This is a genomic window from Desulfurobacterium sp. (assembly GCF_027028515.1).
Lineage (GTDB): Bacteria > Aquificota > Aquificia > Desulfurobacteriales > Desulfurobacteriaceae > Desulfurobacterium_A.
Map to the genome: position 1 here is coordinate 23,404 of NZ_JALVIW010000008.1, position 21,337 is coordinate 44,740.

A 21,337-nucleotide genomic window follows, 5' to 3' on the forward strand; every position below is an offset into this window, starting at 1 on the left:
ATAAGACTCGGCGTTAATATAGATCACGTCGCAACCATCAGGGAAGCCAGAAAAACGTTTGAACCAGATCCTGTTCACGCTGCGGTTATTGCAGACCTTGCAGGTGCAGACCAGATAACGCTTCATTTAAGGGAAGACAGAAGGCACATACAGGATAGGGATTTAAAGCTTATAAAGGAAGTTATCCATTCAAAGATAAATCTTGAAATGGCAGCAACAGAAGAGATGGTGGAGATTGCCCTTTCAGTAAAACCTCATCAGGTTACGCTTGTTCCGGAAAAGAGAGAGGAGATTACGACGGAGGGAGGACTTGACGTTAAAGGTCAGAAAGACCGTATAAGGGATGTTGTTAAGCGCTTGAAAGCGGCTGGCATTGTTGTGAACCTTTTTATAGACCCGGATAAGGAGCAGATAGAAGCAGCGGCAGATGTGGGTGCCGATGCTGTCGAGCTTCATACAGGTGAGTATGCCAACGCGGTTAGTGAAGGGGAAAGAGAGAAAGAGCTTAGCAGGTTAAGAACCGCAGCAAAGTACGCTAAAGAATTGGAATTGAAGGTTTATGCTGGTCACGGTTTGACTTACAAAAATGTGAAACCTGTTGCTGAAATCGAAGAGATAGAAGAGCTTAACATAGGTCATTCTATCGTTGCAAATGCAGTTTTAAAAGGCCTTTCCGATGCCGTGAAAGAGATGAAAAGGCTTATCAACGAGGTGAGATGATTGTTTCCTGTGGCGTTGATATTGTCTCAAATAAGAGGGTAGAAGATGCATTAAAAAGGTGGGGAGACAGGTTTGTCAGGAAGGTTTTCCCTGAAGGTGTTGAGTATTGTTTTCAAAAGAGGCGCGGTGAGGTTGTAGGTTGTATTGCTGCACGATTTGCTTTAAAGGAGGCAATAATAAAAGCTTTTTCTCGCATAAATGTTCCAGTACGCTTTGAGGATATTGTTGTTTCAGGTGGTGGAAAACATCTTGATGTTAAGATACCTGTAAAGGGATATCGTATCCTTTTCAGTATTTCCCACGAAAAGGATTTTTCCGTAGCTTTTGTAAATGTGATAAGAGAGGAGGCTGATGAGTAAGAAGCTTGTTTCGATATATATAGAAGGAAGGAAGATAAAAGTTCCCGAAGGTTACACGGTTATAGAGGCTTTGTGGGATACCGGACACGATATAAAAAGAGGTGTCGGATGTCTTTCAGGATTGTGTGGTGCGTGTGCCATAGCTTACCTTGAGAAGGGGAGTAAAAGGGTAAAGTTCGGTCTTGGCTGTCAGACAATTGTAAAAGAGGGAATGAATATAACAGTTATGCCTTTTTTCCCTTCACGAACGGCTACCTATAACATCTCGGAGATGGAAAAGCCGATAGAGAAGTTAAGGGAAGTCTATCCCGAACTGGATATGTGTAAAAACTGCGGTTTCTGCACCGTTGCCTGCCCGGAGTGGATAAACGTATCAAAGGTTATGAAGCTTTTGAAAGAGGGAAGTTACGAAGAGGCCACGGAAATGATGTTAGACTGTATTCTGTGCGGTCTGTGTGCCTCAAGGTGTCCTTACGGTATAGCACCTCAGTTTATATCCCTCTTTGTTCAGCGGGCTATAAGCAGAGAGATGCCGTTTCCTGAAAATCTGAAGAAGCGCTTAAAAGAGATGGAAGAGATGAAGTATGACGAAGAGTGGGGAAAGATCCTTCAGATGAGTGATGAAGAGTTTGTAGAATTCTGTAAAAGGGTGAGAGAGGAGGTTTAATGTATTCCGGAAATCTTCTTGAAAGTATAGAACTTGTTGAAAAGACGAGAGAAAGCAGGGAAAAGCAGCAGTTGCCTCTTTTATGTGATGAGGAAAAAAGTCAGTTGCTATCTTCGTTTCATCCTGATTACAGGCTTTCAGGGTTTAGAACTTTGAGGGTCGGTGTTAACAAGGGTGATAGGACGGTTCATGAGATTGCTGATCTGCTTGAGGCTTTCAGCAGCTTTGATTATAGAGAAGTTAATCTTGAGAGTCCCGACATTGAGACGGACGTCCTTGTTCTCGGCGGAGGCGGTGCAGGAATAACTGCTGCACTCTTTGCCCATTCGGCAGGTGCAAAAGTTATCCTTGCCACAAAGTTGAGGCTCGGTAATTCCAACACGATAATGGCCCTCGGCGGAATGCAGGCAAGCGTTTCAGAGGATGATTCGCCGATTAGGCACTTTGCCGATACTATGGTTGCCGGTAAGTTTCAGGGGAGAAGAGAATTAGTTAAAGCGATGGTTGATGACGGTCCTTTAATTGTAAAGTGGCTTCTTGAGCTTGGAGTTAACTTTGACAGGGATGAAAAGGGAAATCTTCTTACAAAAAGGGCAGGTGGTTCAACGGCGCCACGTATTCTTTCCATAGGGGATTATACAGGACTTAACATAATAAAGATTTTGAAAGATGAAATAAGGAACAGGCCAGATATAGAGATTTTAGAGTTTGCACCGGCTGTTGAATTAACGACTAACGAATTTGGTGAGTGTAACGGTGCAATACTGTTTGATCTTGAAAGGAAGCGGTTTGTTCTTGTTAAAGCTAAGTCTGTAATTCTCGCGACGGGGGGTTCCGGTCGGCTTCACATTCAGGGATTTCAGACTTCAAACAACTTTGGCGCGACAGGCGATGCGATAGTTTTAGCCTACAGGGCGGGTGCAAAACTTGAAGGGCTTGATTCATTCCAGTATCACCCGACGGGAATAGTTTATCCTGACCACATGGTAGGGGTTCTTGTTACAGAAGCTATTAGAAGTCTCGGTGCTCACCTTGTTAACGCTAAGGGAGAAAGATTCATTAATGAGCTTGAGACAAGGGATGTTGTTGCTGCTGCTATGATAAAGGAATGTGAAGAGGGAAGGGGCGTAGAAACACCTTCAGGGAGAATCGGTGTCTGGCTTGATACACCGGTTATAGAGGAAAAACACGGCAAGGGATTTTTAAAAAAGAAATTTCCGGCCCTTTTCAGAATGTTTATGAGAGTTAAGATAAACATTGAAAAACAGCTACTTCTTGTCTATCCGACGCTCCACTACCAGAACGGTGGTATCCTTATAGACGAAAAGGGTGAAACTACCGTTAAAAATCTTTTTGTTGCGGGTGAAGCTGCAGGTGGTATTCACGGGAAGAACCGTTTAATGGGTAACTCTCTCCTTGATATTTTTGTATTTGGAAGAAGGGCCGGACTTGCAGCAGCAAGGCGTAAATATAGCGAACCCGGAAGACAGACACTTTCCCACCTTGAGAGATACTATCAGGAATTAAAGAGTTTAAGGATAACAACAGTCGCAAAAACGCCAAGGATATTTCAGGAATATATCGTCGGGGATTAATCCCCGACGAATTAAAGTTGCGGCAGGTTGTTTATGTTAAGTGCTTTCTCAAGTTTGTATCCGACGGCGTAAAGGGTCTCTTCATCAAAAGCTTTTCCTATAAGTTGAACACCTACAGGAAGGCCTTTACTGTCAAATCCGCACGGCATTGAAAGTCCCGGAAGTCCTGCAAGGTTCAGGGCTATTGTGAATATGTCGGAAAGGTACATTTTGATAGGATCGCCCACCTTTTCGCCTATTTTAAACGCTGTTGTTGGTGAAACAGGGGTAACGATAAAGTTCACCTTTTCAAACGCTTTCTGGAAGTCCTGATATATAAGCGTTCTGACCTTTTGTGCTTTCAGGTAGTAGGCGTCATAATATCCCGCACTGAGAGTGTAGGTTCCTATCATTATCCTTCTTTTAACTTCATTACCGAAACCTTCAGCACGGGTTTTACAATACATATCAACAAGGTCAGTGTAATTTTCTGCTCTGTAAGTGTATCTAACGCCGTCAAATCTACCTAAGTTTGATGAAGCTTCTGCCGGTGCTATTATGTAGTAGGTTTCAACTGCGTAAGAGGTGTGGGGAAGGGATATTTCTTCTATTTCAACACCGAGGCTTTCAAGGTGCTTTACCGCTTCCATTATCCTTTCTTTCACTTCAGGTTCGATACCTTCTATGAAATATTCCCTCGGCAGTCCGGCTTTTAAACCTTTAATGTCATTGTCTAAAGCTTTTGTGTAGTCTGGAACGGGAAGCTTTGCGCTGGTTGCGTCTTTCGCATCTATTCCTGCTATTAGGGATAAGAGGAAAGCATTATCTTCCACGTTCTTTGTTATCGGACCGATCTGGTCAAGTGAAGATGCAAACGCTGTAAGGCCGTACCTTGATACTCTTCCATAGGTGGGTTTCATGCCAACGACACCGCAGAGAGAACAGGGTTGCCTTATGGAACCACCTGTGTCAGAACCAAGTGATGCTATTGCTGAACGGGCAGCTACAGCAGCGGCGGAACCACCAGAAGAACCACCGGGCACCCTCTCTAAATCCCAGGGGTTGTGGGTTACGCCAAAGTAGGATGTTTCTGTTGATGAACCCATTGCAAATTCGTCAAGGTTATTCTTACCTGTGAATATTGCCCCTTTTTCCCTTAATTTTTTGATAACAGTGGCGTCATAGGGGGCAACAAAGTCTTTCAGCATCTTTGAAGCACAGGTCATTTTTTGACCTTCTACATTTATATTATCTTTGATCGATAGTGGAATACCGAAAAGGTCTGGAATTTCGTCTTCAGAAAGTTTCACTAACTCTTCATCCTTTTTCTTTGCTTCTTCGAGAGCTTTCTCGTTAATGGTTATGTAAGCGTTGAGTTTCTCTTCGGTAGCTTCTATTCTTTTGAGGAGTTCTTCCGTTAGTTCTGAAGGTTTAATTTCTTTTTTTGCTATTAAATTTGATAACTCTTTCAAGGATCTATTTATCAGCTCCATTCTTCTCCTCCGTTATTTCTTAACGACTTTTGGAACAATGAAATGCTTTCCGTCTGTTTCAGGGGCATTCATAAACGTTTTTTCGTAAGAGAAACTGATACCAGAAATGTCCTCTCTTAAAACATTTTCTGCTGGAATGATCTGGAATTTTGGATCTATGCTTTCTGTATCAAGTTCGTTGAGTTTTTCAACAAACGTTAAGATATCACTGAGCTGTTCCTGAAACATTTCAACCTCTTCTTCCGTTAGTGATAAACGGGAGAGAAGGGCTATATGTCTTACCTCTTCCTTTGACAGTCTCATCTATCCTTACCCTCCTTTTTTACTAACAGATGTTATTATACATCTAAAAAGCGTTGGTTGCATTTATATTTCATATTGCAGAGTTAACAACATTCTGGCATTTTGGACAGAAGAGATAACTTTTGCGATCAACATCTATTATTGAGTTTGAAAAGCTCATGACGCACTGTCTGTTGGGGCAGTGGGGAAGTCCTAAAAGGTGTCCAATTTCGTGGACAGCCTCTTTTAATGTTCGAAGCTTAAAGAGTTCTTTATCTTCTGGTAAGTTGTAAAAGCTGTTCTTGAGTCGGGCTATAGATATTATAGCCCTTCCTGAAAAAGGTTCTGCTATTCCAAAGACAAAGTTAAGTTCATCTGCAAAAAGATCTTTTTCTGTTATTCCTAAGACGACACCACAGTTTCTGCCATCAGGGAAGGGAAGAGACTTTACGGCCAGTTCTGCATTAAATTGCCGGCGATATATGTCAAAGGAATATTCAGGTATCTGGAAGAATGTTTTTATCCTGGCTTTTCCAAATATCTCCGATAGTTTTTCTTCAAGGTAGTTAAGTAACTCCTTATCAATTTCCTCTTCCGGAACGATGCAGACGTTCATCGCTGACTCCTTAAAAAAGCCATTATTCCTGCGGCTATCTCTTCCATCTTTCTTCTTTTTTCCATATTGGAAGAGTGGCATTCTATTTTTAGATTTCTGTTAAGATGCAACTTCCCTGTAAAAACTTCTTCTTCAAGCCACTTTAAAAAGTCTATCCCGTTACCACCGTCAACACTGTTCATGCCCATGTCGTAATCTAAGTCTAAGACTTCTATTTTTTCTCCATATTTTTTGACAAATGATTTTAGCTGATTGACTGTTCTTATAAGTTTAAAACCTTTTGGGGGAAATCTTATGTCATCGAGGTAAAGTTTCATGTTTCCTCCTGCATGCCTCTTTTTTCCTTTCAAAAAGTTTAGCAGTTGTCTCTTGACTTTTCGAGCTGTAAAGCACATATTACCACCTCCAAGTGGTGCAGGAGGTAAAAGATGAGAGAGATTTTGAAAGGACTACTCGCGTGTGTTGCTGTTGCCATAGTTTCTCTAATATTGGGAAAGCTTTTTCCGTCCCTTGGTGCTGATACGTTTGCAATACTTATCGGTATAGTGGTTGGAAATACGCTTGTGAAAGACAAGTCTTTTCAGCCGGGTATCAAGTTTTCTGAGCAGAAAATACTTGCCCTTGCAATAGCCCTGCTTGGTGTGGGATTGAACCTTCACGCCTTGATAGATATAGGCCTTAAAGGTGCCGTTATGATAGTGATTCTTGTTGCTTTTGTCATTACGGTAAATTACCTGATAGGGAGGCTACTTGGTTTTTCAAGAAACTTTTCTCTTTTAATGGGTACCGGTAATGCTGTTTGTGGTTCGTCTGCCATAGCTGCTGTTGCTCCTGTAATAAAGGCACATGAGGATGAGGTTGGTATCCCCGTGGCTGTTGTTAATCTTATGGGTACCATACTGATGTTCCTCCTCCCTGTTCTCGCAGTGAAAGTGTTTCACTATGATGTTATAAAGAGCGGTGCCCTTATTGGTGGTGGACTGCAGTCTGTTGGACAGGTTGTTGTTGCTGGAACTTTTCTAAGCATAGATGCTGCAAGGTTTGCCATACTTTTTAAAATGGTAAGGATTTTAATGATAGGTGTTCTTGTTGTGCTTTTTTCTTACATCTTTGGAAAAGGGGAAAATTCTAACGCTAAAAAGTTTCCTGTACCTGTGTTTATAATTGGTTTCTTTGCTCTCAGTATTCTTGCATCTTCTGGTTATCTTCCTCGATGGGCTATTGAGTACATTAAAATTGCCGGTGAATATCTGCTTGTTGTAGCAATTACGGCTATTGGTATGAGGGTGAAGTTTTCAGAATTGCTGAAAGAAGGACCAAAAGCCTTGCTTTTTGGAGCGGCTACTTCCATGCTTCAAGTAGCATTTCTCGTGATACTTATTCATATTTTTCTTTGATAGTGTTAAGAACGGTGGTTCAGTTTTGAAGTTTGTATCAAAATTTACAAAAAGTTGTGATTTGATCTTGACAAAGGCTAATTGGGAACTATTATTAATAGTGACAACCCCCTATCCCCCTCCCTCCTCCCCGAGATGAAAGGGCCGCCGCTCAGGCGGCCTTCCTTTTTTGTTCGTTATCCAACTAATATTTTAGCACCCGTTAAGATTGCCTCAGAGAGTGTTCTTATTTCCTCGTCTTTTACAGTTCTCATATCAAGCAGAAGTTTTCCCTTTTTAAGTCTTCCTATTACGGGTGGCTTTCCGCGTCTGAGTAGTTCATAGAAGGCCTCTTCGTTCCTGTCCTTAATGGAAATTTCTACAACGAACGTTGGGAGTGTCTCAAGTGGAAGTGCCCCTCCACCGATTTCTGCTTCTTCCTCGTTGATGGATAGAGAGAAGTTTTCCGGGAGCTTTCCATCTAAGTAGCTGTACAGTTTTTCTGCCCGCCTCTTTATTGATTCAGGTGATTCTGAGATCATCTTCCATACCGGTATTTTTTCGTACTCTTCGTTTTTGTATAGCTTTAACGTTGCTTCAAGGACAGATAGAGTCATCTTGTCTATCCTTAAGGCTCTGTTGAGGGGGTGTTTTTTTACTTTTTCAATGAATTCTTTCTTACCTATAATAATGCCAGCCTGAGCAGAGCCAAGAAGTTTGTCGCCACTGAAAGAGACAATATCAACGCCGCTTTTTACAACGTCCTGAACGGTCGGTTCATATGAGAGTCCAAAACGCCTTACGTCTATAAAACTTCCACTTCCAAGGTCTTCATATACAGGGATTCCGTGTTTTTTCCCTATCTCTACCAGCTCTTTAGATGTTACGCTTTCTGTGAATCCTAAAATTCTATAGTTGCTTGTGTGAACCTTTAAAAGGAGCCCTGTGTTTTCAGATATTGCTTCTTCGTAATCTTTAAGGTGTGTTTTGTTTGTTGTTCCCACCTCTTTCAATGTTGCACCGCTCTGTTTCATCACATCTGGAATGCGGAAGGAACCTCCTATCTCTATCAACTCTCCCCTTGAAACAACAACCTCTTTTCCAGAGGCCAGTGCAGACAGCACAAGTAAAACAGCAGCTGCGTTGTTGTTTACTACACAAACGTCTTCTGCACCTGTTAATTCTTTCAAAAGGTCTTTAACGTTTTGATACCTGATGCCTCTCTTTCCCGTTTCAAGGTTAAGTTCAAGGTTTGAATATCCAGTTATTATCTCTTTCAGGTGTTCAGCTACCTCTTCACCTATAGGTGCTCTTCCTAAGTTCGTGTGAATTATGACGCCTGTGGCGTTTATAACCTTGCGCAGGTTAAACGTTTCCAGCCGCTCAAGTTCTTCAAGGATAAATTTTCTGATAGTCTCTTCTGTCACTTCAGATATAAGGTTTTGTAAGATTGCTCTCCGTAAGTTATCGAGCCCTTTTCTTACGGCGTCCTTAATCTTTTTGTTGTTACTGTTGGAGAACTGCTTAAGCACTCTATCTACAGAAGGTATCTTTCTCAATAGCTCTTTTCCCATTTTTCGCTTCTCCGTAGGTTTTGTTAAATTATACCTTGTGTTATATTAGCTTCCGAGGAATTATCCTGTTTTGTCTGGAGGAGTGATTATGAGGCTTCTGTTTATTCTGTTCTTTTTTGTTTCCTCTGTTACTGCGTCTGCCGCAACCACGATGTACAGTGCAAAAATTCTATATGATAGAGTAACGGTTAAATTCTATCCTGATGGCAGAAAAAAGTGGATAGAGGAAAGTGCTGTAAAAATTCTCAATAGACAGGGTGTAAGTAAATTTGGGGAAGTAACGATTCCCTTTTCGACAGAGCATCAGAAATTGAAAATTCTCTATGCATACACAGAACTTCCAGACGGAAAAAAGGTGAAACCTTCCAAAGACGCTTTTAACATTGTTTATCCGCCATTTCAATCTTTTGCACCTATCTATTCCGATCTAAAGTATCAGACAATATCCATGCCTGCAGTTAAACCGGGAGCAGTTATAAAGTATGCCTTTGAGCTTGATACGGTTAAACCTTACATGGAGGGGGAGTTCTGGACAGAGGATTTCTTGCAAACGGTTTATCCTGCTGATGAAGTTTTTTTTAAGGTTTATATTCCTGCTGGTAAAGAGGTGAAATGCAGGAAGTATAATCTCCATTCAAAATTTTCAGTAACCCGAGAAGGAAACTATTCTGTCTATTCTTTAGATTTAAAAGATGTGCCTCCCATTCAGAAAGAGCCATCAATGCCACCAATTGAGGAGTTTTTAAAGAAAGTTGCCTTTACGTCTATAAAATCCTGGAATAAGGTTGCAGAGTGGTATTCCGGGCTTGCGCTTAACGCCACAATCCCTGATGATTTTGTTAAAAAGGTTACATTAGGGATAGTTAAAGATAAAAATAATACGGAAGAAAAAATAAGGGCAATTTATAATTTTGTTTCGCAAAACATAAGATATGTCGGACTTGAGTTTGGTATTAACGGTTATAAACCTCATACTGCATCTTCTATTTTGAAAAATAGATACGGTGATTGTAAAGATCACGCTACGCTTCTCATCGCCATGCTCAGGGTTATTGGCGTAAAAGGATATCCCGTTTTGATTCCAACGTCAGATATTGCCAATATGGATATTTCTATGCCTATGCCGACGGCGTTTAATCACGAAATTGCTGCTATTAGATGGCACGGTAAATGGTTGTTTCTTGACACTACCAGTGATAACGTTCCCTTTGGTGAGCTTCCCGTTATGGATCAGGGGAGAAAGGTATTAATAGTAGATCTTGAAAATGGGAAAGCAATTCTTTCGGAAACACCTATTTTTCCGTCATCTTCAAATGTTGAAGGTTTTTCGGGTAACTTTAAAATGGATGAAAATGGTGCTCTACAGGGAAATATGAAATTTTACTATTCAGGTGTTTATGCCCATAGGGAAAGGGCGGTTTTGCTTTCCATGGAAAATCAAAGGCAAATAGAAAGATTTTTAGAAAATAACGCTGTTTCCGTTATTCCCGGATTTGATGTAGATAATTACACTATTTCAGATTACAAAGATATTAACAGGAAGAAGATTTACTATTCTGTTAATGGTAAGGCGTCTATTTTTGCAACGAAAACGAAACATTTGATGCTTTTTCATGTTCCGGCTCCCTGTTATTTAAAACTTATTGGTCTTGTGGCACCTAAAAAGAGGAAATATCCTTACGTTATAGGTTATAAGATGATGAAGCGTTCTTCTGTAAGTATTGCCATTCCGTCGGGCTACACTCTTTTTTTCTTACCCGAGAACTTCAACTATTCTTCTGATATAGGTTCAATATCTGTTTGGTGGAGTAGTAAAGAAAATGGTAAAATAAGGTTTAATATGGAAATGGTACTTAAAAAAGATAAAATTTCACCAGAGGATTATAAAGAATTGAAGAAACTTTTTAATCTCACGGTGAAGACGCTACAGAATCAAGTAATAATTCTCGGGAAGGAAAGTAAAAGATGAAAGTGGTGGGAATAGATACATCGTGTGATGATACGGCTGTTGCTGTTTATGATGCTGAAGAAAACAGAATCCTGTCGAATGTTGTTTCATCTCAGTATGAAGCTCACAGGGTTTACGGTGGCGTTGTTCCTGAAATTGCCGCCAGGGAACATCTTAAAAACATAGACATTATTTTTAACGAAGCTCTTGAGAGAGCAGGAATAGGTGTTGCAGATATAGATCTTGTTGCTGTAACTTATACCCCTGGACTTTTACCCGCTCTACTTGTTGGCTTGACGTTTGGAAAAGGTGTAGCCTTCGCGGAGTATATTCCTTTTAAAGGTGTTCATCACATAGAGGCACACATGTTTTCCCCTTTTATAGAGAAAGAGCCTGAATTTCCATTTTTGTCTCTTGTTGTAAGTGGTGGACATACAATGATCTCTCTCGTTCGTTCCCTTGGGAACTACAAACTTTTAGGGAAAACGCTTGATGATGCTATTGGAGAGGCCTTTGACAAGGTTGCAAAGATGCTTGGATTAGGATATCCAGGAGGACCTGTTATAGATAAGATTTTTCAGAATTACAGGGAAAGTTATCTTGTCCTTCCCAGGCCTCAGGCACGGGGCGTTAATATGAGTTTTAGCGGTTTAAAGACGGCTGTAAGGCGGTTGATAGAGGGGGGGTATTCAAAGGAGATGATAGCTGCTTCTTTTCAGAAGACTGCTATAGATTACGTCATTGGAAAGTTGAGAAAGGCGGTTAGAGAGACAGGAATAAGAAGGATATCCGTTTCAGGAGGTGTTTCTGCAAACAGTTATTTAAGAAAAAGGTTAAAAGAGCTTGAATATAGCGAGAGAGTTAAAGTTTTTTTGCCGGAAATGCAGTTTACTTCGGATAACGGTGCGATGATAGCGTATGTTGGATACTTGAGATTTAGGAAAGCAGAAGGTATAGGGGATCCTTTTACACTTAACGCCTATCCATCTCTTCCAATAACAGGGGTTTGATTTTATGTTTGAGCGGTACATCGTAACACCGGACAGGCCTTTTGATTTAAATGGTATTGATTCAGGTTTTACAGAAGGTTTTAAGAGTAAAAAAGAAGTTGAAGAAGAGTTTCAGAAACTAAAAAAAGGCTCTGTGAGCTTCAGGATGTTCTCTATGCGGAAGGGAAGCGAAAGATTTTGATTGTTTTGCAGGGCATGGATACCGCTGGTAAGGACGGGACGATAAAGCATGTTTTTAAAGAGGTTCACCTTCAGGGAATAAAGGTCGTAAGCTTTAAGAAACCTACTGAAGAAGAGCTTTCTCACGATTTCCTCTGGCGCGTTCATAAGCACACTCCAGGGAAGGGTGAAATTGTAATATTTAACCGAAGCCACTATGAAGATGTTTTGATTGTGAGGATTCATCACCTTGTTCCTGAAAAGCTTTGGATGAAGCGGTATGAGCATATAAGAAATTTTGAAAAGATGCTGTTTGATGAAGGAACAACGATTTTAAAGTTTTACCTTCACATAAGCAAAGAAGAGCAGAAAAAGAGGTTACTTGAGAGGCTTAATAACCCTAAAAAGAGATGGAAACTTCACGCTGAAGATGTGAAAGAGAGAAGGCACTGGGATGAGTACATTAAGGCTTACAATGATGCCATTTTTGAGACGAGTACTATATACGCGCCGTGGTTTATTATTCCTTCGGACAAAAAGTGGTTTAGGAACTACCTTGTTGCTAGGATAATAGTTAAAAAGCTTGAATCCCTCAACATGAAGTATCCAGAACCAGAAAAGGGTATAAAAAACCTTAAAATAGAATAACTTTAGAGCCCTATTTTTATAAGCAAGGCATTCCCCGATATTTCAATGGATTTGACCTGCTTTCTGTACCTGAGATTAACCCTGTATATGGGTATCTTTCTAAAAGTAGATTGGATAACATCATTTATAATATTTTTTAGGGTCGGCATTTTATTTGATATTACCATTTTGCCGTTTATTGAAAGTTCTTCTATTGATGGTTCTACCAGATAAATTTTTCCTGTTGTAGGTTCGTACTTTACATTACCAGATATGTAAGCACTACCGGATATAGATAAAAATGGAGGCATTTTTACCTTAACGGTTATGCCGGTATAAATTTTTCCGTTTTCTATGTTTACCATTGGTTCTTCCAGTCTAACAACGAAAGAATCGGTTTCCCTTGTTATAGGAAAGCTCTTTCTGAGCTGAGTCTCTATTTTTTCTGGAGTAACTTTAATCGTGTAACCAAGTTTTGGCATTTCCGGGATACATGAAAATAGAGAAAAGAAGCTAAAAATAATAAATAAAGCAAACTTTTTCACGATTTTACCCATAACAGATTATATTTTAATTATATCAATTTTTGAGAAATCATAGATTCTACTCCACCTCAATTATTCTTTTTTCATCAACGTAGAGCAACTTCATTGAAGAAACTTTCTTTCCTGCCGCTTCGAGGATCTTTTTGTAAAAATATAACTGTTCTCTGTAGTGCTGAAAGAGGGATTCTTTAAAGAAACCGGTTTTTATATCCCAGATTTCAATGCCGTTTTCAGTTTCTAAGAGTATGTCTATCCTTCCTGAATAGAACGTATAGTCTGCGTAGTGTTTAACGTCAACTTCTGCTTTACCGTTTTGTAGTTGAGGGAACTTTTCGTTGAGGAAGTCGTAAATCGCTTCAAGTTTTTCTTTTAAAGATAGCGGCGGTTTTATGAGGTGTGAAATGGCAAAGTTTATCGCTTTTTCTTTTGGTGCTTTTTTTACTAAGGCTTCACACAGCAGGTGTACGACCGTTCCGTATTCGGCCGGTGACATGCCTTCAGGTGCGGCGCTTTTTGTTTCTGTTTCTTCTGCGGACAGGATCTCTGTATTGTTACTACTCGGATATATGACTTTTACCGTTTTGACTTCCCTTTCAGGGATTACGGAAAATAGAGGCTCTTCTTCAGGCAGCTTTTCCGGCTCAGGCGGTCCTGTTATTTTATATTTTTCAACGATAGGAATTAAATGGTCAAGGTTTTTCCCGTAGGGAAACTGTCTGTTCCTTTTTTTTCAACTTTATACCTAAAATAAGTCTCTCCACAGCTCGCGTCATTGAAACATAGACCAGGTTTTTTGACTCCAGTTCGTCAAGATATTCATCAACTTTTTTTAGCATGAAGAAAAATGGGCTTGCTTCAAATTCGTCTTTCGGGGTAATTTTTCCCTTTTTTTCATAGAAGAGTTTTATCCCAAAACCGGTACTTGTAAAGCGGAATGTATGATTTGAAGGGGGTCTTTTCCATGGAAGGAGAATAACGTCGTCAAATTGGAGACCTTTTGAACCGTGTATTGTCATTAAGAAGTAACCACTTTCTCCTTCTTGTGAAATATTAATATTGTTATTCCTTGAATTTTTGAGCTCTTCTACAAAATCAACCATAGAATCAAAGGGAACAGCATTTTCCATCTCAAAGTTTGCTATCTCTTTGATGAGTTCAAGAACACTAAAATAAGATTCTCTGTCAAGAACAGAAAGCATGTCTATAAAACCTGTGGTTTCAAGGAGCCTGTTTATTAAAATAGCGTGCAGTTCTTTATCCTTCTGATTTCTCACTTCTTCCACTTTGTTGAGCAGTTCTTTTATGTGTATGTCCTTTTCTCCGCAGCCTATAGTGCCGTCTTTTATGAAGGATAGAGCCTCATAGTGGTTTAGTCCACAGAATCTTGAGGATAAGAAGAAGAAAGATTTTAAGTCTTCCCTGTCTTTCAGCCATTTTAGAAGGTGAAGAACTTCTTCTATACCTGTTGTTGAGAAGGGATTTGAGCCTATGACGGAAAATACTATACCTTTCTCTCTTAAAATCTTTTCAAAAACGGCAAGGCTGCTTCGACTTCTTCCTATTACGGCGATTTTCTTTTTCCTTGAGCGATCTATAGTTAATCTTAAGACCTTTTCTGCAAACTCTTCGTCTTTTTCAAACTCTACAGCTAAAATTTCACCACCTTGGATCTTACCTTCAAAAGGGTAAAAAGAGAGTTCTACTCCCAATTTTTTCTCACTTTTGTTGTAGATGCTGTCAAAAACATCGTTGAAAAACAGCAACAGGTTTTTCCCTGAACGGAAGTTTTCGGTTAGAAAGCATCGATTTTTAACATATTTTGAAGCTTCGTTCCATATTGATACATCGGCGGAACGGAAACGGTATATTGACTGTTTTGGATCGCCAACAATGAAGATGGTTGGCGGCGAGGTGGTTTCCTTTAAAAGTTTTAAAATTTTCCATTGGAAGGGATCTGTATCCTGAAATTCATCGACGATTATGTACTTGAAAAGAGAGGCAACTTCTTCTCTGGCGTTATCATTTTCTACAAGCATTTTGTATGTTAACTCTAAAAGGTCGTTGTAGCCGACTTTTTTCTTCTCTTTCTTGATATGTTCATATGCCTGATAGCATCTTATCAGGATAGAAAGGACATCTTCAACAAGATTTTTTTCAATCTTATATTTTTGGGATATCTCTTTCGTTATTGGAAAGTCCCCAGTTTGTAGTTTAAAGAAAAGTTTCTCTACCCTTTTAAACATGCTTTCTGCAGAGAAATTTTCCTGAAAAACTGCATATCGAGTTCTATGTTTTATCGTTTCTTTGATGAAATTTATTAGTGTGTTAAGACCGGCTATATAATCTGAGGATATCCTTTTTATAATTTTTCTTAAAAACTCTGGATCTGTTTCAACTATTATAGAAAATATCGATTCTTCTAATAGATTTTCAGCTTCTATTTCTGTCAACATTTCACAGTCTATATCAAAGTAACCATAGCGGAATCCAAAACGTTTGAGGATGTCGTAACAAAAAGCATGAATTGTGCTTATTGGGGCAGAAGGCAGAAATAGTATTGCCTGTTTAAATTGCTTTTTTCCTTTTTTTACCTCTTCGTAGATTCTATTTTTTACTCTTTCCTTAAGTTCACCTGCTGCAGCTTCTGTAAATGTTATAAGAACTATCTCATCAACCTTGTATCCAGCCTCTATAAGAGAAATCACTTTTTCAACGATAAGTCGTGTTTTCCCCGTCCCGGCGTTAGCTTCAACTATTGTGTCACCCTTAGCAGAGAGAGCTTCAATCTTGTCTTTAGACAGCATTTTACATACCATTCCTGTAAGAAAGGTGTTTTTCAAAGGTATTTTTTATCCTCTTTATATTACCAATTTTACACGATGAAACAGAATAAAATGAAGTTTTTAAAAGAAGTTGTGCCTCTTTTGTTAATTTTCTGTTCCATGGAATAGAAGTGTTTTTGATGCACTCTTCGCATACGACCCCACCATTTTCTATTGAAAATCCCCTTATGTTTTTAGAATTGCAGATTACACATTTGTCAAGAACTGGAAAAAGTCCTTCAAAGTATGTGAGTTTTATTAAAAACATTGTCAGAGCCAACAGAAAGTTCTTTTTTATATTCATGTAGAAGCTTATAAGATTAAATATTCTTTTATCAGGGACACTTCCTGTGAAATTGATAACATACTTTGCAATGGCATTCAGGTATTTATATCTTGGCAGGTTTTCTGGAAAGTTGTGTTTTAAAAGTTTTGCATCGATGATTTCTATTTTTTCCCCTGTTATTTTTAGAGTAAATTGAGATATTGAGAAAGATTCTGTGCTCAAAGGAAAGTTTTTAAGTTCAACTTTTGTCAATGCATTGATTTTTCCCATTTTTTCTGTGTAAATTGACAGGTGAAGCAACCTGTCAGACAGTTTCTCTTTTCTAAGAACAATACCGCTAGTTTTCATCATAGTGTAGATTATAGGGAAATTTTTCTGAAAAGCTACCTGTCTGGCGGGCAACTTCCGCCGAATTTATTTACTATATCCTCTATCTTATCTATGGGAACAGGTTTTGAAAAGAAGTAACCCTGTCCGTTATCTATGTTTAATTCTTCTAAGATTTTAACAATTTCTCTATTTTCCACATATTCTGCAATGGTTTTCAGTCGAAAAACTTTTGCCATGAAAGATATGAGGGAAACAATTCTGGATAAATTTTCGTCATAAGCTATGTTTTTAACGAGAGAGCCATCGATTTTTATAGCTGAAACCATTCCTCTTTTGACAAGTTCAGACACAAGTTTAAACGAAGAATATCCACTTCCGAAATCATCTATGGCAATCAGAAAATTAAATTCGCGGGAAGCCATTTCTAAAATTTTAAAATTTTCAAATAGAACCTGCTCGGTTATTTCGATATTTACTTTTACATTTGATTCAGCCAGAAGATTTATTGTTTTCCGTAATTCGTTTCGGTAGAGTGCAGAACCTAAAGCCCTGTGAGACACATTTATGTAAACGGGGTATCTAAACTTTCCGAGTATTTCTCTATATTCTCTGAGCTTATCAAGAACTTTAAGATCACATTCAACGCTCAGATTGTTTTCGTACAGTTCATTTACAAAGTATCCCGCTGGAATAATTTTCCCTCCGTCTCTCACTCTCATAAGGGCTTCGAAATGTTCAAGCTTCCCTGATAGCAGGTTTACTATCGGCTGGAAAAATATGTCTATTTTATTTTCATGGAGACTTTTTACAATTAATTTAAGTTTTTGGCGCTTTTTGATGATAATTTTTTCGATACCGCTGATACTATTGAGAGCAACTTTCTTTTCGTTTGTGAAAGATAGTCTGTTTTTCATAAGAAGTAGAACTGATATTAGATCAGAGACGGTGCTGAATTCTTCCTTCTTTAGAAATACTGAAATCAATATTGTGCTTATTGGGATTTTATCCTCCAGCATTTCTATCTCAAAATCGGTAAGCATATTTAGAATTTTCTTTTCAATTTTTCTTATTTCTTCTTTGGCAAAGCCGTTTTTGAATACTGTTACTATGTTGCCATCAGATATTGCAAAGGATTCGGCGCCAAATATGCTGAGAAATTTTTTAATTTTTGATTCCAGCCTTCCTGAGATAATGATAGCTGTTTCTATACCGTATATTTTGACTATTTCGTCAAAATTAGATATTGAAATAAGGGTAATAAAAGTTCTATCACTCTTTGCCACTTCACCAATTAAAGAGGAGGCGAATTCTTTTATGCTTTTTATTTTTTCTCTTCCGAACTCTTTTATTATTTCAGTAACTTCTGTGAAGATTTCAACTATGAATCCATTTTCCCTGAAACATTCTATGAGGTAATCTCTATCTTTGTCATGCACTTTTATCGTTCTGAGGACCGTACAGGAATCTCTGTGCTCTTTCATTAGAAGTTTTACAGGACATATTAATCTTTTTTCCTCGAAGCAGGAATGATTTGAGCCAAATATCAGATTGTAGCAGTGTTTTGCTTTTTTGAGTTGGTTCTTATTGAATAATGATTTTAGGGCAGAATTGCAGTAGGCTATCTCTCCATCATTTTTTAGTATTAATACGGGCTTTTTTAATTTTTCCCACACAGAGAAAAGGCCTTTTTCCATTTTCCCCTCGGTCATTAAGTTTTAGTTTATTATACAAAAGATGATAAAAGAAATTATATTTTTAATAATCGTATTTGCTGTGGTTTTATACTGGTATTGTCATAAAAGAACACTAATTTTCAAATAGAGCGATGTTTTTGAAATTAATGGTTTATGTATAATTTGTTGAATTTCAACGTTAAGGAGACAAAAATGGTTTATACCGTTCATGGATGGTCGTTTGACGGGAACATCTGGTTAAATACACCTTTTTCGAACGGCATTCATTTCGAACTTCCAGGACATGGAGATTCAGATTTTGAAATTACTGACATCTTTGAACTGGCTAAAATTTTAGGTGAACGGATGCATAAAGGTTCTATTTTGGTTGGATGGTCAATAGGTGCTTCCATTGCTACGCTGATAGCTGCCTTTTTTCCAGGAAAAATAGAAAGGTTAATTCTCTATTCACCAACTCCGTTATTTTGCGGTCTCTCTCAACCACAGGTTGTCTGTGTACGGTTTCTAAAACGTTTAAGAAGAGATTTCGAAGGTACTGTTAACTGGTTCAGAAAAGAGTGTGGTTTTAAGGGTGATTATCCGTTGCCTGAAAGGGAAAAAGCAGTCGCCGTGCTTGAAAGTTATATGAAGGCAGATCTGAGGGCAATTCTTCCTGATTTATCTGTTAAAACGGAGATAGTTGTAGGTTTGAAAGATGAGATAACGAAACCTGAAGGTGCTTTTAGCTTTTTTTCTCTTCTTCCTTCATCTAATCTTGAAATTCATCCATTAAAACCTCACTTTTTCTTTTAAAGTATAAATTTTTTTTTGAAACTTTTGCACTGGAGCAGAAATGAAAAAAGTTGCTTTTTACACGTTAGGTTGTAAGATGAACTTTCACGAAACCGCTTTTATGGAGGAAGCTTTCAGAAAGGCAGGCTATACGATTGTTTCCTTTAATGATGTTGCTGATATCTATGTGATAAATACCTGCACCGTTACCGTATCTGCCGATGCGAAGTCGAGGAAGGCTATTAGAAAGGCTAAGAATAGAAATCCTGAAGCAACGGTAGTCGTTACCGGTTGTTACAGTGAAGTTTATCCGGAAGCTGTTGCCAAGATGAGGGAGGTTGACATAGTTACGGGAAATGTTGAGAAATTTAACTTAATTGGCATAGTTGAAAGAGGTGAAAAGGGTGTTTTTGTAAGGGGTGTATGGAACGTTAATAAATTTCAACCATTAATGAACCTTGATTACGGTAGGAAAAGCCGTGCTTTTCTCAAGATTCAGCAGGGTTGTGAATCGTTCTGTTCTTACTGCATAATTCCTAAAGCCCGTGGAAGGATGCTCAGTGAAAGACCTGAAAAAGTCATTGATCACGTGAAGATGCTAACAGATGCTGGATATTCAGAGATAGTTTTGACAGGTACGCATCTTGGAGCTTACGGGAGAGAGCTTGGCGATGTAACGCTTGCTGATCTTCTCGAAAAGCTTGTCCAGATTCCCGGTGACTTCTGGATAAGGTTGAGTTCTATAGAACCTCAGGAATTTTCGGATAAGCTTTTGGAGGTTCTTACAGGTAGCGACAAGGTGGCTCCTCACTTTCACATTCCACTTCAGAGTGGAAGTGACAGGATTTTAGAGAAAATGGGTAGAAAGTACACGACTTCTTACTACGGAGCGTTGATTGAGAAGTTAGTTAATCTTAAAAGGGATGTCTGTATTGGAACGGATGTTATGGTCGGTTTTCCAGGTGAAACAGAAGAAGACTTCCAGAATATGAAAAAGTTTATAGAAGACCTACCTTTTGGGTATCTTCACGTTTTTTCTTACTCGCCAAGGGAGGGAACGAAGGCAGCTCTTATGAAGAATGATGTTTCACCAGTTGAGAAAAAGAGGCGATCAAAGGAGCTTATAGCTTTAAGTGAAGAGAAAAGTTTGCAGTTTCGCAAAAGTTTTGTAGGAAAAAAGTTAAGGGCCGTTTCTCTAAACAGGTCTGATAAAAATGTTGTTCTTACGGGGAATTACATTCAGATAGAGGTTGACAGAAGGCCATTTTCTAAGTTTGTTGATGTGGTGCTTGAAGATGTTGGAAGAAAAAGAGAGGATAACATTGGCGTTATTGCGTAACCTTTTTTTCTTTTCCTCTTAACATTCCGCATGCGGCTGATATATCCTGACCTCTTGAATCTCTTATAAATGTGGCGATTCCTCTGTCCCACAGTACTTTCTGAAAGGCTTCAATCTTTTCCCTTGGTGGTGTTTTAAATGGTGAGCCCGGGTACGGGTTGAAAGGAATGAGGTTTATCTTGACGGGGATTCCTCTAACAAGGTTTGCAAGCCTTTCAGCATCTTTTAAAGAGTCGTTTACACCTTCAAGCATCAGGTATTCGATCATTATTCTTCTAACGTTATCGGCAGGATACTTCCTCAGTTCTTTCATTATCTCTTTTGTAGAATACTTCTTGTTCAACGGTATTAGGTTTTCTCTTGTCTTTTCGTCTGTTGCATGGAGGGAGAGGGCAAGTTTAACTTTTGGAAGCTCTTTTGCCATTTTTCTTATTCCCGGAATAATTCCGCAGGTTGAAACGGTTATTTTTCTCGTTGAAAGGCCAACCATTCTGTCGTCTGTGAGTATTTGAATACTCTTTCTCACATTTTCAAAGTTAAGTAGCGGTTCCCCCATTCCCATGAAAACCACGTTAGATATGCGGTTTTCTATCCCGATGTCTCTTTGAACAGAAATATACTGATCGACAATTTCTGAAGCGGTAAGATTCCTTGTGAAACCATCCTTTGCGGTGAAGCAGAACTTACATCCTATTGGACAGCCCACCTGTGTGGATACACATATAGTATTCCAGTCTCTCTCAGGAATGAAAACCGTTTCAATGCGGTTGCCGTCTTTTAATTCAAAAAGGTATTTTATCGTTCCATCCTTTGAAACTTCTTTGTTGACAATTTTAAGGTTGTAAATTTCTGCCTTTTCTTTTAGAAGCTCTCTTCCTTCTTTTGATATATCAGTCATTTCGTCAAATGAGGTTGCGAGCTTTTTGTAAAGCCACCTTGCTATTTGAGATGCTCTATACTTTTTAAATTCAATTGAAAGGACAAACTCTTGAAGTTCAGGGAAGGTAAGGGATTTAATGTCGGTCACTCTCTTTCTCCCTGTATTCCTGGTGTATTTTGTATGTTTTGTAAAGTCCCCAGGCGGTGGATGTGAAGAGAGCAAAGCCTATAATAACGGTAAGACCAAGGCTTATCCAGGCCATTTA

The 21,337-nt window shown here is 38.9% G+C and carries 22 protein-coding genes and 1 pseudogene; 11 read left to right on the forward strand and 12 right to left on the reverse strand.

The annotated features are described in order from the left end of the window. From MV676_RS00570 to MV676_RS00585, 4 genes are read left to right on the forward strand one after another with little or no spacing between them, the layout of a single operon-like run. A complete protein-coding gene (locus tag MV676_RS00570) occupies nucleotides 1–720 on the forward strand; it encodes a pyridoxine 5'-phosphate synthase (protein ID WP_027719965.1) in 720 nt (239 codons plus the stop codon). Further along, the gene (locus MV676_RS00575; RefSeq protein ID WP_022846547.1) at nucleotides 717–1,079 is read left to right on the forward strand and encodes a 4'-phosphopantetheinyl transferase superfamily protein; all 363 of its coding nucleotides are present in this window, start codon (nucleotides 717–719) and stop codon (nucleotides 1,077–1,079) included. The genes MV676_RS00570 and MV676_RS00575 overlap by 4 nt, the downstream gene beginning before the upstream one ends. Next, entirely contained in the window at nucleotides 1,072–1,746 is a 675-nt protein-coding gene (locus MV676_RS00580; RefSeq protein ID WP_297444318.1) for a 4Fe-4S dicluster domain-containing protein, read from the forward strand. Before MV676_RS00575 ends, MV676_RS00580 begins: the two co-directional genes overlap by 8 nt. After that, nucleotides 1,746–3,341, forward strand: coding sequence for an FAD-binding protein (locus MV676_RS00585; RefSeq protein WP_297444320.1), 1,596 nt, complete (start codon nucleotides 1,746–1,748; stop codon nucleotides 3,339–3,341). The genes MV676_RS00580 and MV676_RS00585 overlap by 1 nt, the downstream gene beginning before the upstream one ends. 11 nt (nucleotides 3,342–3,352) lie before the next feature. On the opposite strand, the gene gatA is transcribed toward MV676_RS00585, so the two are convergent. The 4 genes from gatA to MV676_RS00605 all read right to left on the reverse strand — a co-directional run bounded on the left by gatA (nucleotide 3,353) and on the right by MV676_RS00605 (nucleotide 6,028). Next, the gene (gene gatA, locus MV676_RS00590; protein WP_297444322.1) at nucleotides 3,353–4,813 is read right to left on the reverse strand and encodes an Asp-tRNA(Asn)/Glu-tRNA(Gln) amidotransferase subunit GatA; all 1,461 of its coding nucleotides are present in this window, start codon (nucleotides 4,811–4,813) and stop codon (nucleotides 3,353–3,355) included. Nucleotides 4,814–4,825: 12 nt separating this feature from the next. Further along, nucleotides 4,826–5,116: an Asp-tRNA(Asn)/Glu-tRNA(Gln) amidotransferase subunit GatC gene (gatC, locus tag MV676_RS00595; protein ID WP_297444324.1), complete on the reverse strand. Its 291-nt coding sequence runs from the start codon at nucleotides 5,114–5,116 to the stop codon at nucleotides 4,826–4,828. Nucleotides 5,117–5,186: 70 nt separating this feature from the next. After that, nucleotides 5,187–5,711 carry an archaemetzincin family Zn-dependent metalloprotease gene (locus tag MV676_RS00600; RefSeq protein WP_297444326.1) on the reverse strand — a complete coding sequence of 175 codons (525 nt, stop codon included), beginning with the start codon at nucleotides 5,709–5,711 and terminating at the stop codon, nucleotides 5,187–5,189. Then, entirely contained in the window at nucleotides 5,708–6,028 is a 321-nt protein-coding gene (locus MV676_RS00605; RefSeq protein ID WP_027719967.1) for a cyclic-phosphate processing receiver domain-containing protein, read from the reverse strand. The genes MV676_RS00600 and MV676_RS00605 overlap by 4 nt, the downstream gene beginning before the upstream one ends. Nucleotides 6,029–6,139: 111 nt before the next feature. Here MV676_RS00605 and MV676_RS00610 point away from each other — a divergent pair, with 111 nt between their 5' ends. Continuing rightward, nucleotides 6,140–7,108, forward strand: a complete 969-nt coding sequence (locus tag MV676_RS00610) for a putative sulfate exporter family transporter (protein WP_022846554.1) — start codon at nucleotides 6,140–6,142, stop codon at nucleotides 7,106–7,108. Between the two features lie 176 nt (nucleotides 7,109–7,284). Here the strand turns inward: MV676_RS00610 and selA are convergent, their stop codons facing one another. Beyond that, entirely contained in the window at nucleotides 7,285–8,661 is a 1,377-nt protein-coding gene (selA, locus tag MV676_RS00615) for an L-seryl-tRNA(Sec) selenium transferase (RefSeq protein WP_297444330.1), read from the reverse strand. Nucleotides 8,662–8,749: 88 nt separating this feature from the next. Here selA and MV676_RS00620 point away from each other — a divergent pair, with 88 nt between their 5' ends. The 4 genes and pseudogenes from MV676_RS00620 to MV676_RS00635 all read left to right on the forward strand — a co-directional run. Next, entirely contained in the window at nucleotides 8,750–10,630 is a 1,881-nt protein-coding gene (locus tag MV676_RS00620; RefSeq protein ID WP_297444332.1) for a DUF3857 domain-containing protein, read from the forward strand. Continuing rightward, nucleotides 10,627–11,619 carry a tRNA (adenosine(37)-N6)-threonylcarbamoyltransferase complex transferase subunit TsaD gene (tsaD, locus tag MV676_RS00625; protein WP_022846557.1) on the forward strand — a complete coding sequence of 331 codons (993 nt, stop codon included), beginning with the start codon at nucleotides 10,627–10,629 and terminating at the stop codon, nucleotides 11,617–11,619. Before MV676_RS00620 ends, tsaD begins: the two co-directional genes overlap by 4 nt. 4 nt (nucleotides 11,620–11,623) lie before the next feature. Continuing rightward, a complete protein-coding gene (locus MV676_RS00630; RefSeq protein ID WP_297444334.1) occupies nucleotides 11,624–11,800 on the forward strand; it encodes a hypothetical protein in 177 nt (58 codons plus the stop codon). Next, nucleotides 11,788–12,426 (forward strand): annotated as a pseudogene (locus tag MV676_RS00635) (PPK2 family polyphosphate kinase); the annotation flags it as partial. The gene MV676_RS00630 and the pseudogene MV676_RS00635, both read left to right, overlap by 13 nt. 2 nt (nucleotides 12,427–12,428) lie before the next feature. On the opposite strand, the gene MV676_RS00640 reads toward MV676_RS00635, so the two are convergent. The 5 genes from MV676_RS00640 to MV676_RS00660 all read right to left on the reverse strand — a co-directional run bounded on the left by MV676_RS00640 (nucleotide 12,429) and on the right by MV676_RS00660 (nucleotide 18,082). Continuing rightward, complete coding sequence (locus tag MV676_RS00640; RefSeq protein ID WP_297444336.1) at nucleotides 12,429–12,950, reverse strand: DUF1439 domain-containing protein; 522 nt, start codon at nucleotides 12,948–12,950, stop codon at nucleotides 12,429–12,431. A 58-nt stretch (nucleotides 12,951–13,008) separates the two neighbouring features. Continuing rightward, nucleotides 13,009–13,443: a PD-(D/E)XK nuclease family protein gene (locus MV676_RS00645; RefSeq protein ID WP_297444338.1), complete on the reverse strand. Its 435-nt coding sequence runs from the start codon at nucleotides 13,441–13,443 to the stop codon at nucleotides 13,009–13,011. A gap of 196 nt (nucleotides 13,444–13,639) precedes the next feature. Beyond that, the gene (locus tag MV676_RS00650) at nucleotides 13,640–15,790 is read right to left on the reverse strand and encodes a UvrD-helicase domain-containing protein (protein WP_297444341.1); all 2,151 of its coding nucleotides are present in this window, start codon (nucleotides 15,788–15,790) and stop codon (nucleotides 13,640–13,642) included. Then, nucleotides 15,756–16,460 (reverse strand): DNA repair protein RecO, encoded by a 705-nt coding sequence (gene recO, locus MV676_RS00655; protein WP_297444343.1) that lies wholly within the window; start codon nucleotides 16,458–16,460, stop codon nucleotides 15,756–15,758. The genes MV676_RS00650 and recO overlap by 35 nt, the downstream gene beginning before the upstream one ends. Then, nucleotides 16,442–18,082, reverse strand: a complete 1,641-nt coding sequence (locus MV676_RS00660) for an EAL domain-containing protein (protein ID WP_297444345.1) — start codon at nucleotides 18,080–18,082, stop codon at nucleotides 16,442–16,444. Before MV676_RS00660 ends, recO begins: the two co-directional genes overlap by 19 nt. 192 nt (nucleotides 18,083–18,274) lie before the next feature. Here MV676_RS00660 and MV676_RS00665 point away from each other — a divergent pair, with 192 nt between their 5' ends. Both MV676_RS00665 and mtaB read left to right on the forward strand, forming a co-directional pair. Further along, entirely contained in the window at nucleotides 18,275–18,874 is a 600-nt protein-coding gene (locus MV676_RS00665; protein ID WP_297444348.1) for an alpha/beta hydrolase, read from the forward strand. Between the two features lie 40 nt (nucleotides 18,875–18,914). Beyond that, entirely contained in the window at nucleotides 18,915–20,192 is a 1,278-nt protein-coding gene (gene mtaB, locus MV676_RS00670; protein ID WP_297444350.1) for a tRNA (N(6)-L-threonylcarbamoyladenosine(37)-C(2))-methylthiotransferase MtaB, read from the forward strand. On the opposite strand, the gene rlmN is transcribed toward mtaB, so the two are convergent. Together rlmN and MV676_RS00680 are read right to left on the reverse strand one after the other, a co-directional pair. Beyond that, nucleotides 20,182–21,219 carry a 23S rRNA (adenine(2503)-C(2))-methyltransferase RlmN gene (gene rlmN / locus MV676_RS00675; protein WP_297444352.1) on the reverse strand — a complete coding sequence of 346 codons (1,038 nt, stop codon included), beginning with the start codon at nucleotides 21,217–21,219 and terminating at the stop codon, nucleotides 20,182–20,184. The genes mtaB and rlmN overlap by 11 nt on opposite strands. Then, complete coding sequence (locus MV676_RS00680; protein ID WP_022846566.1) at nucleotides 21,206–21,334, reverse strand: hypothetical protein; 129 nt, start codon at nucleotides 21,332–21,334, stop codon at nucleotides 21,206–21,208. Before MV676_RS00680 ends, rlmN begins: the two co-directional genes overlap by 14 nt. Between the last annotated feature and the right edge of the window lie 3 nt (nucleotides 21,335–21,337).